This window comes from Paraburkholderia phymatum STM815, assembly GCF_000020045.1.
In the GTDB taxonomy this organism is placed as follows: domain Bacteria; phylum Pseudomonadota; class Gammaproteobacteria; order Burkholderiales; family Burkholderiaceae; genus Paraburkholderia; species Paraburkholderia phymatum.
Map to the genome: position 1 here is coordinate 2421068 of NC_010623.1, position 14951 is coordinate 2436018.

General features: G+C 63.7%; 15 protein-coding genes. 6 read left to right on the forward strand and 9 right to left on the reverse strand.

Annotation, left to right across the window (positions count from 1 at the left end; genetic code table 11):
• Positions 1 to 4: 4 nt before the first annotated feature.
• The 7 genes from BPHY_RS26475 to BPHY_RS26500 all read right to left on the reverse strand — a co-directional run bounded on the left by BPHY_RS26475 (position 5) and on the right by BPHY_RS26500 (position 10575).
• A complete protein-coding gene (locus BPHY_RS26475) occupies positions 5 to 3925 on the reverse strand; it encodes a tetratricopeptide repeat protein (protein WP_012404531.1) in 3921 nt (1306 codons plus the stop codon).
• Positions 3900 to 6842, reverse strand: a complete 2943-nt coding sequence (locus tag BPHY_RS26480; RefSeq protein WP_041764812.1) for a bifunctional glycoside hydrolase 114/ polysaccharide deacetylase family protein — start codon at positions 6840 to 6842, stop codon at positions 3900 to 3902. Before BPHY_RS26480 ends, BPHY_RS26475 begins: the two co-directional genes overlap by 26 nt.
• A gap of 276 nt (positions 6843 to 7118) precedes the next feature.
• Complete coding sequence (locus tag BPHY_RS26485) at positions 7119 to 8453, reverse strand: cation:proton antiporter (protein WP_012404533.1); 1335 nt, start codon at positions 8451 to 8453, stop codon at positions 7119 to 7121.
• A gap of 22 nt (positions 8454 to 8475) precedes the next feature.
• Positions 8476 to 8904, reverse strand: a complete 429-nt coding sequence (locus BPHY_RS26490) for a DUF3175 domain-containing protein (protein WP_012404534.1) — start codon at positions 8902 to 8904, stop codon at positions 8476 to 8478.
• 121 nt (positions 8905 to 9025) lie between these two features.
• Complete coding sequence (locus BPHY_RS26495) at positions 9026 to 9535, reverse strand: PRC-barrel domain-containing protein (protein WP_012404535.1); 510 nt, start codon at positions 9533 to 9535, stop codon at positions 9026 to 9028.
• Positions 9536 to 9648: 113 nt separating this feature from the next.
• Positions 9649 to 9786: a hypothetical protein gene (locus BPHY_RS41950; protein WP_157686741.1), complete on the reverse strand. Its 138-nt coding sequence runs from the start codon at positions 9784 to 9786 to the stop codon at positions 9649 to 9651.
• A gap of 114 nt (positions 9787 to 9900) precedes the next feature.
• Positions 9901 to 10575, reverse strand: a complete 675-nt coding sequence (locus tag BPHY_RS26500) for an HAD family hydrolase (RefSeq protein WP_012404536.1) — start codon at positions 10573 to 10575, stop codon at positions 9901 to 9903.
• A gap of 313 nt (positions 10576 to 10888) precedes the next feature.
• On the opposite strand from BPHY_RS26500, the gene BPHY_RS26505 reads away from it, so the two are divergent.
• Both BPHY_RS26505 and BPHY_RS41955 read left to right on the forward strand, forming a co-directional pair.
• Positions 10889 to 11161 (forward strand): hypothetical protein, encoded by a 273-nt coding sequence (locus BPHY_RS26505; RefSeq protein ID WP_012404537.1) that lies wholly within the window; start codon positions 10889 to 10891, stop codon positions 11159 to 11161.
• Between the two features lie 71 nt (positions 11162 to 11232).
• The gene (locus BPHY_RS41955) at positions 11233 to 11418 is read left to right on the forward strand and encodes a hypothetical protein (RefSeq protein WP_157686743.1); all 186 of its coding nucleotides are present in this window, start codon (positions 11233 to 11235) and stop codon (positions 11416 to 11418) included.
• An 8-nt stretch (positions 11419 to 11426) separates the two neighbouring features.
• Here BPHY_RS41955 and BPHY_RS41960 read toward each other — a convergent pair whose 3' ends face one another.
• Positions 11427 to 11630 (reverse strand): hypothetical protein, encoded by a 204-nt coding sequence (locus BPHY_RS41960; protein ID WP_157686745.1) that lies wholly within the window; start codon positions 11628 to 11630, stop codon positions 11427 to 11429.
• 28 nt (positions 11631 to 11658) lie between these two features.
• On the opposite strand from BPHY_RS41960, the gene BPHY_RS26510 reads away from it, so the two are divergent.
• Positions 11659 to 11952, forward strand: a complete 294-nt coding sequence (locus BPHY_RS26510; protein WP_012404538.1) for a hypothetical protein — start codon at positions 11659 to 11661, stop codon at positions 11950 to 11952.
• 15 nt (positions 11953 to 11967) lie between these two features.
• On the opposite strand, the gene BPHY_RS26515 is transcribed toward BPHY_RS26510, so the two are convergent.
• Complete coding sequence (locus BPHY_RS26515) at positions 11968 to 13203, reverse strand: DNA topoisomerase IB (RefSeq protein ID WP_012404539.1); 1236 nt, start codon at positions 13201 to 13203, stop codon at positions 11968 to 11970.
• A gap of 191 nt (positions 13204 to 13394) precedes the next feature.
• On the opposite strand from BPHY_RS26515, the gene BPHY_RS26520 reads away from it, so the two are divergent.
• Genes BPHY_RS26520 through BPHY_RS26530 form a run of 3 tightly spaced genes read left to right on the forward strand, consistent with a single transcriptional unit; the run spans position 13395 to position 14888 of the window.
• Positions 13395 to 13946, forward strand: a complete 552-nt coding sequence (locus BPHY_RS26520; protein ID WP_012404540.1) for a type 1 glutamine amidotransferase domain-containing protein — start codon at positions 13395 to 13397, stop codon at positions 13944 to 13946.
• Positions 13947 to 13986: 40 nt separating this feature from the next.
• Positions 13987 to 14535, forward strand: a complete 549-nt coding sequence (locus BPHY_RS26525) for a DUF4142 domain-containing protein (RefSeq protein WP_012404541.1) — start codon at positions 13987 to 13989, stop codon at positions 14533 to 14535.
• A gap of 8 nt (positions 14536 to 14543) precedes the next feature.
• A complete protein-coding gene (locus BPHY_RS26530; RefSeq protein WP_041765435.1) occupies positions 14544 to 14888 on the forward strand; it encodes a DUF1488 family protein in 345 nt (114 codons plus the stop codon).
• The last annotated feature ends 63 nt before the right edge of the window (positions 14889 to 14951 follow it).

The window sequence follows — 14951 nt, forward strand, 5'->3', positions numbered from 1 at the left end:
TTGATTAATACAGGTAGCGATACCGCGCGCCGACTTCCTTCACCGATGTCGAGTGATTCGACGAAACGCCCTGATACGCGCCGTAAATCAGCATCTGGTCGTGGCCGAACACGCTGCCCGCGATGCCGAGTCCGGCTTGTCCCGACCAGCCCGCACGCGAGTCGCGTATCGGGCCGCCTGTGAACATCGGCCGCCATCCCTTCGAGTACTGTTCGGGCAGATCGTCGCCGAACGAGAACAGCAGGCCGCCTTGCGTGAAAGTCTGTGGCATGAACGACGCGGCCGTGAACGGCGTGTTGTCCGGCAACAGCACGCGCAGGCGTTCGCCCGGCGTGCCCGTCGCGTTGTACTGACCGTGCGCGAACACGACACGGATCGTGTAGTCGGGGTAATCGGCCTTGATCTTGTAGCCGAGGTTCGCCTCGACGAGCCCCCCGTTGCCGAGGTACGAGCGGTCCTGGCCACGAAAGCGCGCATATTCGTAGCGTGCACCGCCGAACCAGTGAGGATCGAGCCGGTAGTTGAAACCGAGCGTCGCAAGGTCCTTCGTGCCGCCTGCCGTCAGTTGCGTCGATTCGGTCGCGGCCTGGTCGTAGCCGAGCGCGTAGGTCAGCGTAAGGCGCTGCGTGACGTTGTACGTGCCTTCGATGCGCGCCGTCGTGAAGTCTTCGAGCGCATTGCGGCGGCCGAGCGTGACGCGCTGTTCGTCGTATGGCCCCTTGTGGCCGTAGATCGCTTCGGCCAGCCGGTCGTGTTTCGGCGCATACGCGAGCTGCGAACCGTCCACAGTCTGATCGCGCTGCTGATAGCGGAACTGCAGGTTCTGCGAAGGCGTGAGGCGCACGCTGCCCGTCGCTGATTCCTCGGTGAAGCGCAGCGAGCCCTGATCGACGTAACGGAACGCGCCTGCCAGCGCCTGTGCGTTGCTGAGCAACTGCTCGCGCGCCAACGCCTGCATCACCTCGTCGTCGGGCTCGCGCGTGAGCGATTCGAACGCGCTCGTTTGTGCAGCCGACGTGCGCCCCGTGAGCGCCTGCGCATCGACGCGGCTTTGCCTCGGCACCAGATCGGGCAGCGTATCGAGCAGGCGCGCGAGTTCGTTGACATCGCCGTCGTTGATGGCGAGTTGCGCCTCGGCGTAGACGGGACGCTGGCTATCGTCGATGTACTGTTTCTCTAGCCATGCGCGCTCCATGTCGGACGCGTCTTCGTTTTGGGCCCACGAAATTGCCGCTTCGCGCGCGATCGACGAATAGAGCCGCTGGCGCTTGCGAATGTCGTCCTGCTTCGCGGGCGGCAACTGGCCGATGTCGCCGAGTTCCGACCCGGCCGGATCGTCGCTGCCCGTGGCGTTGCGATCCGCGCGCAGCATGTCGATCAGCACGGCGCGCGAGCGGTCGCCGTCGGCATAAAGTTGCGTGAGCGCGGTGTAACGGCCGCGCAGCTCGTCCTGTTCGGCGGCGGACAGCTGCGTAGCACTGGATGGATCACGCCGGCGCCGCGCCAGTTCCATCCACGCCTGCTTGCGCACGCGCCAGGCTTCATCGGCGCGGCCATTCAGTTCCAGTGCGTCCGCGAACGTGAGGCGCCACAGCGGACCTTGCTTTGCTTGCGCCGCTTGCTTGTGCAGATAGTGCAGCGCTTTGCGTCCATCGCCGATGCGCAGCCACGCCGCGGCATACGCGGGCCAGAGTGGCGGATCGGTTTCGGCATCGTCCGCATGGCGGCGCAGCGCGGCGAGCAGGGCGGCGTCCGTGCCGCGCTCATTCAATACCCAGATGTGGGCGGCGCGCGCTTCCGAATTGTTCGGATCGAGCGTGACCGCGCGTTCGATGTCGTGCAGCGCCGCATCGTTCTCGCCCGCCTGCCGTTCGTATTCCGCGCGCGCGAGCAGGAACGCCGGCGATTGTTCGGCGGCCTGCAACTGCTCCGGCGTGAGCGACGCCAGCAGCGTGCCGATGCGCCCCCACGCATGCGCGCGCTGATAGCCGTACAACGCTTCCGACAGCATCCGCGTCGAGCCGCCGTGACGATACGCGTATTCGGCAAGGCGGCCCGCGTCGAGCGGCGAATCGTGGAAGAAGTTCGTCATCACCTCGTAGTCTTGCGGGTCGGCCTTGCCACCCGCGATCAGCTGCCGATAGCCGAGGCGCGCATCGTGCTCGCTCTGGTTGGAATCGGCGAGCAGCGCATAGAAGCGCCAGAAATCGTTGTTCGATGCGGGCGCCGCGCGCTTTGCTTCGTTCATCGCGGCGAGCGCCGCGTCGAACTGCGTGCGCGTGTAGAGCATCGTGCCGATTTTCAATCCATACGCGGCGTTGGGGCCGTAGCTGCGCTCCAGCTCGCGCCACGTGCGCAGCGCGAGCTCGTCGTCGCCCTTGCTCTCGGCGACCTGCGCGTAACGTTCCATCGCTTCGCGGCGCAACGCGCCTTTGAAGCGCGACTGCAGGAAGCGCAGCGCCGAGTCGGGGTCGGCGACGCGTTCGTACGAGAACACGACGGCATCGAGCAGCTTCACATTGCCCGGCTGCCGATCGGCCTGGTGCAGCATGACAGCGAGCATCGCCGCGTTGTCGTTGAGGCCGGGCGCCAGACGCGCGACTTTTTTCCAGTCGTCGTCGGTGCCGCGCATCTTTGCGATCGCGACATAGTTGGCGAGCGCAATGTCCTGACGGCGATTCCATTCGGCGACCTGGGCGAGACGTTCGCGCCACCCGATCGATAGCGGATCGCGGTCCACCGCCGATTGCGCAATGCGCTGCGCATTCGCCACATCGCCGTTCGCAAGGAACACGCGATATGCGAGTTCGTAGTCGGCGGCGGTGGCGTCGCTTGCGGGAGCGGGCGGTTCTGCTGCAGCGATGCGTACGAGGTGCGCACCCTGCGTGTCTTCCTCCGAACCCTTGCTGAGCGCACGGCGCAATGCCGCAGCGCGTGAAGAATGGGGCCGATACCACGCAGCATGCAGCCATACACGATGCGTGGCGCGATGCTCGCTGAGCGCCGGCTCGCGAGTACGCCTGGGCTCGTACGATGCGGCTTGTGACAGTGCCCGCTCGCGCTCCAGCCCGGACATTTTCATCAACCGCTTCACGTACTTCGCCGCGAGATCGGGACGGCCCGCCGCCAGCGCGAGGTTTGCGAGAAAACGTAAGGTATCGGGATCGTCCGCCAGATCGCCGATATGCTGGTCGGCCGCCTGCATTGTCGCCGCCATATCGTTGCCCGATTGCAGCGCCTTCAGACCGGCGATGAAAGCGGCTCGCTCCTCGTCGCGCGAGGTCGCTTGCGCCTGGGCGGCGAACCATGCGTCGGCGGCTGCGCGATGCTGCTGATTGCCGAGTTGCGTTTGCGCGAGCGCAGCGAGCCATTCGCGTGCGTGCTCCGGGTCGGATTTCGCAAGCACTGTGTAATAGCGCGCGGCGAGATCGTTGTCGCTCAGTCCGCGAGCCTGCTGCGCGAGCATGTTGAGTTGCTCGTTGTCCCATTGGTAGTCGAGCGCTTCGTGCAGCAGCGCATCGAGCTCGCGAATGCGGGCAGGGCGCGTCGGATCATTCGATTTGAGCGCATAGAGCCGCTGCTGTGCAATCGACACGCGAATTGCCAGTGCGCGTTGCCGCGCGTTCGCGTCGCTGGAGTGCGATAGCCGCTCGAGAACGTGCGTTGCATCTGAAATGCGCTGGCCCGTCAGGTATTCGCGCGTCAATTCGGACAGCACGTCGGCATTGTTCGGATCGACGCGCAGCCACGCTTCCAGATAAGCGATCGTGAGGCTGTCCACCTTCGCGCCCGCGAGCAGCCGCGATTCGATCTTCTCGCGCGGAAAGGCGAGCGCGAGCATCACGCCGACCAGCAGGCCGAGCACGAGAAGCACAGCGGGCGAGAAGAGCCGCTCGCGGTCAGGTGTCGCAGGCGACGTCGACATGCAGTTGGCGATTCTCGTTGGCAGTGCGGGCGATGGAACGCTTCGTCACGCGGCAAGTACCCGTGTTGGCGAGGCGGAACACCGGTGTTATATGCGAGCGCAAATCGAACGAAAAGCCGCCGCGCGTGCGCACAAAATGGTCGAGCATGCCGTTGGCCTCGGCAAGATAGGGCACACGGCGCGCAGCCGGCTGGTCGATCACGGCAAAGCGCGCGATCCCGTCGCCCGTCAGATGCACATACGTGCCTCCCGGTCCCGCCAGATAGCCCGCGACGCCTGTCGCATCCGCCATGTCGGGAACCTTGCCGACGGGCAGCCGCACGGTGCGCAGATTCGCCTGGTTGCGCACGACCCAGACCTTGCTGCCCGGTTCCGTGCCAGGCTCCTGGTAGATGCTCGTGTCGAGCCAGTCGAGCACCTTGCGCGCGTATTCCGATGTGAAGACGGGCGTGACGGGTTGTTTGAGGACGGCATCGAAGATCTCGCGCAACGCTTTCATCGACGCGTACTTCGTGCCCGTGAACATGTGGTAGTAGACGTCGATCGGCTTGAAGCGGATCGGCTTGTCGGTCAGCGCGAATGTTTCGAGCACGCGCGAAAAACCATAGAACGGTCCGTGCCACAGGTCCGTATAAAGCTCTTCGTTCTGGTTCGGCGCGAAGATCTGGAAGTAGCCGTTCTTCATCACGCCGAGCGGCGCAATCGCCACCCAGCTCGGAAAGCTCTTCGTGATCAGCGTGTCGCCGCCGTTCAGATTGAGCACGCCTGCTTCGTAGGCCGCCTTGAGCACGGGCGAGGGCACCTGGCAGTCGCCGCTCCACAACACCATGCGCACCGGCTTCGAAGCGGGCGCGATGTTGCGGTCGATATAGTCGATCGAGCCTTTGATTTCGCGGTCGATATTGAAGCGGTAGCCCTGTATGTCGATGGAAAGGCCGCTGTTGCTGGTCTGGCTGCTGCCTTCCGCTGGCGTGTCGCGTGTATCTGTGAAGCCGAGCCCGGTGACGCGCATCCATTGCAGCGGGTGTGTATAGGTGTGCGTCGCGACTTCGACGTTCGGCAATTCGAAAATCTTTCTCGCGATGCCGCGCAGGTGCGGTGCGAAACGCTTGAATGGGCCTTCGTCGCTGACTTCACCCTCGATCAGCGAAACGGTGGTGGGCATGCCTGAGTCGCGCAGTAGTTCATATAGCACGTCGCCCGAGTATTGCGGCGTGATATCGCCGTTGGTCGGCGTGGAGTTGGTGTACTCGGCGCGCGATGCAAAACCGTCGCCGTCGATATGCGACATCAGCAGGCGCCGGCCGTTTTCCGTCGTCGTGTCCGGCACGGGCATGTCGCTGTTCAAATGCAACGCTGCGCGCAAGAATTCGATGGGCTGCACGACCCAGCGCGCCTGATTGACGGCATCGAGTTCATACACGCCGAACGGGCGCATCGCATAACCGCCCCAGGGCGTGATGCCCGCGCCGTCGATCACGAAGTTTCCCGAACGCAGGCGCAGCAGCGAGCGGCTATGCGGCCCGACTCGGATGGCTGTGAAATCACGAGCAAGCGGATGCGGCTTCATTTCGAAGCCCATCAGCTTCGGGTCGTACGATTCGATTTCGAGCTTGCCATTCGAAGGCGCGCCCGCCACCGTGTCGAGGTCGAGCTTCTTTGCGAGTTCGGGGTCCATCTGCGTGCCGAACGTGTTGACCACGGCGACGGGAATCTTCGCGTCGATCTGCGCGGCGAGCCAGTCGCGATACGCCTTGCTGTTCGGCACCTCGCCTTCCAGCCACAGCACGATGCCCGCATAACGGTCGCCAAGATCGCCTTCCGGCATCGATTCGCGCGCATCGCGATAGTCGATGCGGTAGCCGAGATAATTGAGCGGCATCGCGAGAAAGCGTACGCCGGGCGATACGTTCAGGTCCGTATGCAGCGGCGGGTCCTGGATCACCAGAATGCGGCGCCTGACGGGGGCGACGGCGCCAACGCCCAGGGTCGCCAGCGCGCCGTCCGTCACGTACGGCACGATGTCCTGCGCCCTGATCTTCGCGACGGTGTCCTGTCGGCAGGCCCGGTCCGCGGGCGCGCAATAGTCGATCGAAATCACGGGCAGGTGGTATTGCTCGCGTATTGTCTTCGCCTGCGCGAGCAGCCATGTCCGATCCTGTTCGGGCACCTGCGTGTAGCGCTGCCGGGTCTGGTCCCAGCCGCGATACAGCGATTCGAACGCGACGGCATACACGAGATCATGCACTTCCGGAAGAATCTCGAAACCGCGATTGAAGATCAGCTTCGCATCGGGGTAGTGCGCCTTGATTGCGCGAATCACATTCGCGAGCCCTTCCATCTGGCGGGCGCGCGCGTCATCCGTCTGCGCGACGAGTTGCCACGAATCCATCGTGTCGAGAAAGAAGCCGCGGTAGCCTCTGTCCCACAGCGGCTTGATCACATGCTCGACAAAGAATGCGGGCCATTCGGGCTGGCTCTGATCGACGACGCGCGATGCCCATGATTCATTGCGTCCCGCCAGCCAGCTCTTTGGCAGATCGGCATAATAGCTGCGCGAAGGCAGTACTTCGCCGACGCTTGCATAAGCGAACCACGTGGTATGCGGCAAGCGGTGCGCAAGCGGATCGAAACCGCTATCGGGTTCGACGACGGCGGCGTCGAACGCGGAGAGCATTTCGACCGGTGGTGTCTTGCCGTAGTAGAGCGCAAACGACGGTTGCGTGCCCGCCTGCTGATTGCTGCCGGCGAGCGCGATATGCACGGGCAAGGCCAGCGCAATGACCCGCAAAACCCGGGTACAGCGACTTTGCACGCCCATGTGCTGCAAGCGCACAGTGCAGACCGGCAAGGGAGGCATTCGCGTGAACGCGCGAATGCATGCCCTTAGATAACAATGCAAGTCGCTTAACGTCATTGACGGAAAGTGTTCCGCGATGAGAACGGCAGATCGATGTTGAGACGTGTTGTTCTGCTCAATTGCGTTAGCGGCTATCATAGACAACATTCAGGTGTGCGCCTAGCCTCCTTCTTGCTTGAAGGAACGCGTTGTTTGCATTCAACGCGTGTGTTTTAAAACTGACGGGCGTTTATTATTCGCATTGCATGAGAGGTTCTGCCAAAGCGAATAAGCGGCCGAATAAGCGGCCGAATAAGCGGCATCAAGGCGCTTTAGCAAAGATCCCGGCAGAGATCAGTCTTTTGGATTTCGTACACGGTGATACCAGTTCATCAATGGCGTCGAAGTGATGCCATGCACGATCACCGATGACGCAATGACCGCGAGCGTCAGCGGCACAAGCGGGAGCAGGGCTTGGGCGTGCTCTGCCGATGTCGATTCCAGTGCAAGCGCAAGGTAATAGAAAGACCCGATGCCGCGAATGCCAAACCAGCTCATCAGTCTGCGCTGCGCGTGCGAAGCGCTCGATCCGAGCAACGAGGCTTCTACCGAAAAAGGCCGGACCACGAAAAACAGCACGGCGATCAATACCCCGCTTTGCCAGGTGAAGAGGGCGGCGTTTGACGTCGCCAGCACATTGCCGACGATCATCATCACGGCGACCTCGGCAATCCGTTCGAGTTCGATCGTGAAGCCTAGCACCGACTCGGCCATATAGGCGTGCGCCTTGTGCGGATCGGCGGCCGTCGCGACGACGTCTTCCGAATCGACGGTGCCGATTGCCTGGCGCGGCGAACGGCCGCCGCTCGCGCGATGCTCGACGCGGCGCATCGCGACACCTGCGGCGAATACGGCGACGAAGCCGTTGCAGTGCGCGAGTTGCGCTGCGCCATACGCGAGACCGATCAGACCGAGTGCGAAAAAGCCCTCGAGACCGAGCGCCTGCGCATGCCGCGTGCGCAGCCATGCGACCGAGCCTGTGGTGATCCAGCCGAGTCCGCCGCCGATCGCAAGGCCGCCCGCAATCCCCGCCGTCGCTTCGAACGCGAAGCGCCAGCCCGGCGCAAGATGGCCGTTCCCCGCGCCGGGCGCGCACAGTGCGAGGCCCAGCAGCGCGAACGGCAACGCGATGCCATCGTTCAGTCCGCCTTCGCCCGACAGCGAAAAGCGCAACAGGTCGATGTCGCCGGATTCCTGCACCTGCACGTCATGCGCCAGCACCGGGTCGGTGGGCGCCAGCATGGCCGCGAGCAGCAGCGACGGCCCCCAATCGAGGCCGAGCAGCAGCACGCCCGTAAGCGTCAACAGCGGGATGGTCAGCAGCATGGCGACGAAGCCGAGCCGCAGCGGCAGCGACCACATCGGCGCGACGAGCGGCAAGCGCAAACGCAGGCCGATCGCGAACAACGACACGAGCAGCGCGACTTCCGTGACGGGCCGCAGGATATGCGCGTCGCGCGCAATATCGAGTTGCAGCAGGCCAAGCCCGGATGGACCGAGTGCAAAGCCGATCGCGAGATACAGCATCGCCGCAGACAGCGGCAGACGCTTGAACGTCGTGGCGGCGACACCCATGAAGATCAATACGCCGCCGACGATCAGATACCACCAGACAGTCGCTTCGTGCATCAGCAGGTGGGACGCCGTTCGATTACGGCGCGCGGCCGAATGCTTCGCGCAGCTTGCGCTTGGCCCGCTGCAGCGTATCCTTGCGCGTCTTCGGGAGGTTGCGCCCCGCGCGGTTGATGTAGAAGTTGAGCATCGACATCGCCGACTGGAACGGCGTGCCCTTGCGCCGCTTGCTGCGCGTCGACGAGCGCTTCAGCGATTGCGCGATCTCGTCGGCGGAACCGGTCTTGAAGATCTCCTTCTCGATGTCCATCGCATCGCTGGTTTCCATCACGCGATGCGACCAGTACTTCGACTTGCTCCTGGAATGACTCGAAGCCGCCTTACGGTCGCGATGTGCGGCTTGCGCCTGCGAGTGGCGTTGACGCGCTGGGCGGCCGCCTTTGCTGCGGGTCGACGCATGCGCGACGGTCTTCTTCGAACGTGAGGTGCCGCTGCGTTTTGTGGCCATCATGTTCCCCTATAAAAGCGCATCCGCCCGCCATGCGGACTTCGCCTGGCGAGCGGACTGGACTGTCATCGTGGCTGCAGTCGCGGTTGTGCCGGGCGCACCCGGACGTATGCCGGGACCACTAAAGCTTGACGCCCCCAGCCTCGGGTGCGTTCGACGAACCCGGCTCGACATCGCCGACGCCGAATTCGTCGGTGCGCCCGGCGTCCGTGCCCCAATAGGGCTCGCGTCCATAGAATTGATGGATCGACGTAGCCCACGTGGGATCGGCCATCGATGGCCAGTGGTCCTTGTCGAAGCCCGGCGCGTTTTTCACACTCTGCGTCGGCATGTCGAGCAGAAAGCATTGGCGGTCGACGTCGAGCGTAAGCGCGCTCCACGGAATGGCGAGCAGCTTGTCGCCGATGCCGAGGAAGCCGCCGCTCGCCAGCACCGCGTACGCCACGCGTCCCGAGCGCACGTCGAGCATGATGTCCTTGATCTTGCCGATGTCGTCGCCGTCGGCACTCAATACCTTGTCGCCGTCGAGCGTGCCGGCCGCCATGACATCGGGACCCGGACCGCGATGTGTGCGGCCGCGGCTGGAGCCGACGATGTTTGCGCCAGTGTCCGGCTGGTTCTGCAACGTCATGACGTTCTCCCTGATTTCGTCGAAACTTCCTTTCCAATGGAATCCGGTTGCATCGGAGCAACCGCTGTTCCCCGTCGCGATCGCGAGTCGTGTTTCTTCGGCTTCGCTCTGGTTCAGCCGTCTTCGCCAACCTCGGCGGGATTGGGCAGCTCGGGCAGGTCTTTCGATGTGTCGGGCGGCAGCGGTTCACCGCGCGGCGCGTGCTCCGGGCGCGTCTCTGACGTGTCGTTGGCGTTCTGATCGCGAGTCATGATGTCGTTCCTGTCTGTGCGTGAATGTCCATGACAGCGACGCTGCACGTGGCGTGCCACGCGGCACACCGGGTCGTTCGGAGGAGGGCGCCAGCGCGTGCAAAAGCGCGGGAATCAGGGGCGCGCGGCGATTTCGTCGAGATGTTCGAGCAGATCGGCGGGATCTTCGTAGACGCGCAACGCGCCCGAGCGCTCGAGTTCTTCCTGGCCATAGCCGCCCGACAGCAGACCCACGCCGAGCGCACGGCAGCGGCGCGCGGCCAGCATGTCCCAGATGCTGTCGCCGACGACCACGGCATGCTCGATCTGTGCCTTCAGGCGATGCGCCGCGGCGACGAACAGATCGGGATCGGGCTTCGCGTACTTGACGTCGTCGCGCGTCACGACGACGGTCTTCGATGGATCGACGCCGAGCGCTTCGAGATTGACGGCAGCCGTTTCCATTCGCCCGCTGGTCGCGATGGCCCAAGGCGTGCCGCTTTCCGTCAATGCGGCCAACAGCGCCTGCGAACCGGGCAACGGGCGCACTTGTGCGTGCAAGCGTTTGTAGGCGCGCGCATGCGAGCGCCGCAGACGTTCGACGCGTTCGTGGCTCATGTCGCCCCCCGTTTCGCGCAGCAACTGGTTCGTGAAGAGGCCGCCGCTCATGCCGATCTTGCGATGGATGCGCCATACCGACAACTCGATGCCTTCTTCGTCGAGTGCCTCTTTCCATGCGAGCACATGCTGATACACGCTGTCGACGAGCGTGCCGTCGAGGTCGAACAGAAACGATGTCGAGATGCGCATGAAGTGTTCTCCTGGGTTGAGTGCTGAGTCGCGAAGCGGCCTGGATCGTGCAGTTCCGGCGCTGCCGCCATATTGCGCCATTTGTTGCGCCATTTATCGCACGAAAGATTTACGTCCTCTTTGTAATTATCAAGGTCCCCCCGCCTATGCATGCTGCAAGGCGGCACAAAAGCAACGGCTGTCGACAGCTCTCAGACCGCGAATCGAGCGCCCGCGGGGCTTTGCAAGGGCACAGCGCTTGCTGGAGCGTTGTCGACAGCAGCATGTTTTGCGGTCGTCAGCCGCTCTCATTTCACTCAGAAGGGGTACGCACATGAAGAAGAGCAAAGCAGTGATCGTTGCGGCATTGTTCGCGCTGTCCGGCGGGGCATTTGCACAAGGCGCCGGCAGTGGCGGCGGGTCCGCGGGTGGCGGCGGTAATGGCGCCGGGATGAGTTCGTCGGATGAGACGGGCGCGGGGATGGCTGCTTCGGGCACACATTCGAAGGCGAAGAAGCATCATAAGAAGTCATCGCACACGAAGCCCGCCACCGATACGACCAACATGCCGGGTGCGGACGCCAGCAGCGATACGAAGGGCCAGTGACGTCGCAGCGGTGACGTGACGATTCCGTCCGGCGCCGAGCGCCGGGCTTTGCAACGAAGACGGGAGAATCCATGACGAAACCAACCTGGAAACATACATTGCTCACGTTAGCTGTCGTGATGCTGTCGCTGGGTGCGGGCTGCAAGAAGGCCGACAACAGCGGCGCGGATACGGCAGCGGGCGGCAGTGCGCCTGCAGGCGCCACGGCGGGAATGGGCGCGAGCGGCGCGGCCGCAGCGTCAGGCGCGAGCCAGTAACGAGGGATTCACGGACGCACCGGCGTCATTTGCCGATGCGAACGCGAATGGATGAATCGATTGAAGCCATGCTGCTTCATCAAGGACTTGAAGGGCGCGGCATGATTGCGGCGGGTGGCGATCCGCTCGGCGAACGGCGATGGGACAGCCATCCCGACGCCGCAGACGACCGACGATCCGGCGTTGCGCGACACGGCGATCGGCCGCGGCAACGGACCCGCTCCGCATGGAGATAATGCGATGCGATCGAATATTCGTTATCAAAGCAACATCTGCGGCGGCGATTTTCAGCACGTGAAGGACTGCTTCCATATATGGAAGGAGCAACCTCTTGTGTACCGGATGAGCCAGCACATGTTCGAAGGCAAGCGCGAAGTGCGACCGCTTGCGGGTGATCGCGTCTTCGACGATGCCGAAGTCGCGCAGCGCACGTTGCTGAACACGTGCGGTCCGAACGACACCTACGCCCTGGCCGCGCAAATCCACAACGACGAGCGCAATCTGTGGCTGGTGATGGCCGCCTACGAAGAGTAGAGCGGCCACGCATTGTCAGGCGGTGTTGGCGGCGCGTGTTCGCGCGCTCGTCTGCTTGCCCAGTGCACGCGATTTTCTGAGCAGCGTCGCGAGCCGCCTGTTCTCGATGTCCTTTTCGACGTCCGCTGCCGAGGGCGTCTTGCCGTCCTTGCGCGCGCCACGGATTGCCCGTCGCGCGCGCTTTTCCGCCTGCGCGAGCAGCGCGGCGAACGCGATCTCATCGACCTTCATGTGACGTTTCGCCCGCTGCGGGCGGCAAGCCCGCAATGCCTGCAATTCGCCCGCCTCGAATGCGGCGATCACTTCGGGATGGATATAGCAGCGCCGGCAAACGGCAGGCGTGTTGCGCAATAGCGTGGCGACCTGCTTCACCGTCGCGACGACATGACGGCGCGCGTCGGTCGCGCTCTCGCATACCAGCTCACGCAATGCGGCCATTGCGTACACGCTGCCCGCCCAGGTCCGGTAGTCCTTTGCGGTGAAGTCCGCATGACTGACCTCGCGCAGATAGTCGTTGATATCGGCTGAGCCGATCGTATGGCGCGCGCCGTCTTCGTCGACATACTGGAACAGCTCGTGGCCCGGCAGGTCCGCGCATTGGCGCACGATGCGCTTGACGCGCGGGTTGTCGACCGTCACGTCGTGTTCGATGCCGCTTTTGCCCGCAAACCGGAAGCGCACTTCACCGGCACGTATCGTCACGTGCTTCTTGCGCAGCGTCGTGAGTCCATACGATTGGTTGTCGCGCGCATATTCAACGCTGCCGATGCGGATCAACGTCGTATCGAGCAGATGCACCACGGCCGCAATCACTTTTTCGCGCGGCATGCCCTTGCGTGCGAGATCGCGTGCGACGCGCGCGCGAATCTTTGGCAGCGCCTGGCCGAACGCAGCCATGCGGCCGAACTTGTCGGCGTCGCGCGTTTCGCGCCATTGCGGATGGTAGCGATACTGCTTGCGGCCGCGTGCGTCGCGTCCCGTCGCCTGTATGTGGCCGCGCGGGTCGGGGCAGATCCACACGTCCGTATACGCGGGCGGAATGGCCAGCGCATTGATGCGCGCGATCTGCTGTTCGTCGTCGATGCGCCTGCCGTCGAGATCGAAATACGCGAATCCGCGTCGCAGCTTCCTGCGACTGAAGCCCGGCCGCGTATCATCCGCGTGCCGCAGTCCTGCGGGCAAGCTGCCAGATAGTCCGCTCGCGAGTCCTTGTGCGATTGCATCGATGGCGCCGGGTGTCATCGTCTTCATGCGAATTCTTGATTTCCGTGCAACAGGGTGTCTGCCAGTCTTGCGGGATAGCACGATGCAATAGCAATGCCCGGATTGTCGAGGGCATCGCACGGGAGGCACGATTTGCGCGGGCATCCAACTTGCTCGTCTCGGGGATGCAGGTTTCTGACCACATTTTGCCAATAGCCTGACAGCAAGGGAGGACGCACATGGCTAACGCACTCGCAGGATGCAAGGTGGCCGTACTGGCCGTCGACGGATTCGAACAGGCCGAGTTGACCGAACCGCGCCGCGCGCTCATGGACGCAGGCGCGACCGTGCACGTAATTTCTGCCAAAGCGGGGAAGATTCAGGGCTTCAAGCATGTCGACAAAGGCGACAGCGTGGATGTCGATACCACTTTCGACAACGCCGCGCCGAACGACTACGACGCCGTGGTGCTACCGGGCGGTGTGGTGAATGGCGACGCGATCCGTCTGCTGCCGAAGGCGCAGGCCTTCGTGAAGGCCGTCGATCAGGCGAAGAAGCCGATTGCCGTGATCTGTCACGGCACCTGGCTGCCCGTGTCGGCGGGACTCGTCAAGGGCCGCACGGTGACGAGCTGGCCGAGCCTGCAGGACGACATTCGCAATGCGGGCGGCACGTGGGTCGACAAGGAAGTCGTCGAGGACGGCAACTTCATCACGAGCCGAAAACCCGACGATCTGCCCGCGTTCAACAGAACGCTGATCGCGCAGCTGTCGAAGAAGAAAGCAGCCTGACGGCCACGCGCGCTGCGCGCGACGCAACCCGGAGAGACGCATGATCATTCGCCCATACCGCTCATTCCGCTCATTGCTTCGAGCCTGCGCGCTGCCTGCCGCCATCGCGCTCGGCGCGGCGGCGTGCCTGCCCGCGAGCGCGCAGACGCAGCTTTCGCCGGGCGACACGCAGTTTGCGCAGGATGCGTCGCAGGCGGGCGCGACGGAGATCGCAGCGAGCAAGCTCGCGCTGTCCAGTTCGTCGAACGCGCAGGTGAAGAAGTTCGCTCAGCAGATGATCGCGGATCATACAAAGCTCGCGCGCAGCCTCGACGTCGTCGCAACGCAAAAGGGCCTCGGCAAGTCGCCGGGCGCGGACTCCGCGCTGATCGGCAAGCTACAGGGTTTGAAGGGCGACGACTTCGACAAGCTCTATATCGATGAGGTCGCGGTGAGTGGCCACCAGAAGGCCGTCGAACTGTTCCAGAAAGAAAGCGAAAGCGGGACCGATGCGCAACTGAAGGCTGCGGCGACGCGCGCGCTGCCGACTATCCGCCACCACCTCGCGATGGCCCAGCAACTTGCCAATGCACGCAAGGCTTCGTCATGAACGGGATCATGAAGGTGATCATGCCGCGTGCGGCGTACGAGGACTCTCTCATGCACATCACATTCACCGACGATGCTCCCGTGTTCGATGGGTCGAGCCTGACCGTGCGCTTCACGGCGTGCGTTGACGGCGAGCCCGTCGTCTGCGCGATCTCGGCGGAGGCACTGGAAGATCACTTCGGCGCAGACTCGCCGCTCGAAGAAGCGCTGATCGGCGCGTTCGAGCGCGGCCGCGCGCGCATCCGTTCCGTTTGCGCGGAAGCGCTCGACGAGAACAACGGCGAAAGCGTGATCCTGCACAGCGGGCTGTTCCGCGTCGAGGGTATGGAGCCGGATCGCGGTTCGAAGACTTGACGCGCGAACGCGAAGATAGGGGAGCCTGAACTACCCGGCAGCCGTGACGGAAGCGAGGTCGGG

Coding starts and splice junctions, on each gene's coding strand:
- BPHY_RS26475 (WP_012404531.1), bottom strand. CDS start 3,925: ATGTCGACGTCGCCTGCGACACCTGACCGCGAGCGGCTCTTCTCGCCC.
- BPHY_RS26480 (WP_041764812.1), bottom strand. CDS start 6,842: ATGACGTTAAGCGACTTGCATTGTTATCTAAGGGCATGCATTCGCGCG.
- BPHY_RS26485 (WP_012404533.1), bottom strand. CDS start 8,453: ATGCACGAAGCGACTGTCTGGTGGTATCTGATCGTCGGCGGCGTATTG.
- BPHY_RS26490 (WP_012404534.1), bottom strand. CDS start 8,904: ATGGCCACAAAACGCAGCGGCACCTCACGTTCGAAGAAGACCGTCGCG.
- BPHY_RS26495 (WP_012404535.1), bottom strand. CDS start 9,535: ATGACGTTGCAGAACCAGCCGGACACTGGCGCAAACATCGTCGGCTCC.
- BPHY_RS41950 (WP_157686741.1), bottom strand. CDS start 9,786: ATGACTCGCGATCAGAACGCCAACGACACGTCAGAGACGCGCCCGGAG.
- BPHY_RS26500 (WP_012404536.1), bottom strand. CDS start 10,575: ATGCGCATCTCGACATCGTTTCTGTTCGACCTCGACGGCACGCTCGTC.
- BPHY_RS26505 (WP_012404537.1), top strand. CDS start 10,889: ATGAAGAAGAGCAAAGCAGTGATCGTTGCGGCATTGTTCGCGCTGTCC.
- BPHY_RS41955 (WP_157686743.1), top strand. CDS start 11,233: ATGACGAAACCAACCTGGAAACATACATTGCTCACGTTAGCTGTCGTG.
- BPHY_RS26510 (WP_012404538.1), top strand. CDS start 11,659: ATGCGATCGAATATTCGTTATCAAAGCAACATCTGCGGCGGCGATTTT.
- BPHY_RS26515 (WP_012404539.1), bottom strand. CDS start 13,203: ATGAAGACGATGACACCCGGCGCCATCGATGCAATCGCACAAGGACTC.
- BPHY_RS26520 (WP_012404540.1), top strand. CDS start 13,395: ATGGCTAACGCACTCGCAGGATGCAAGGTGGCCGTACTGGCCGTCGAC.
- BPHY_RS26525 (WP_012404541.1), top strand. CDS start 13,987: ATGATCATTCGCCCATACCGCTCATTCCGCTCATTGCTTCGAGCCTGC.
- BPHY_RS26530 (WP_041765435.1), top strand. CDS start 14,544: ATGAAGGTGATCATGCCGCGTGCGGCGTACGAGGACTCTCTCATGCAC.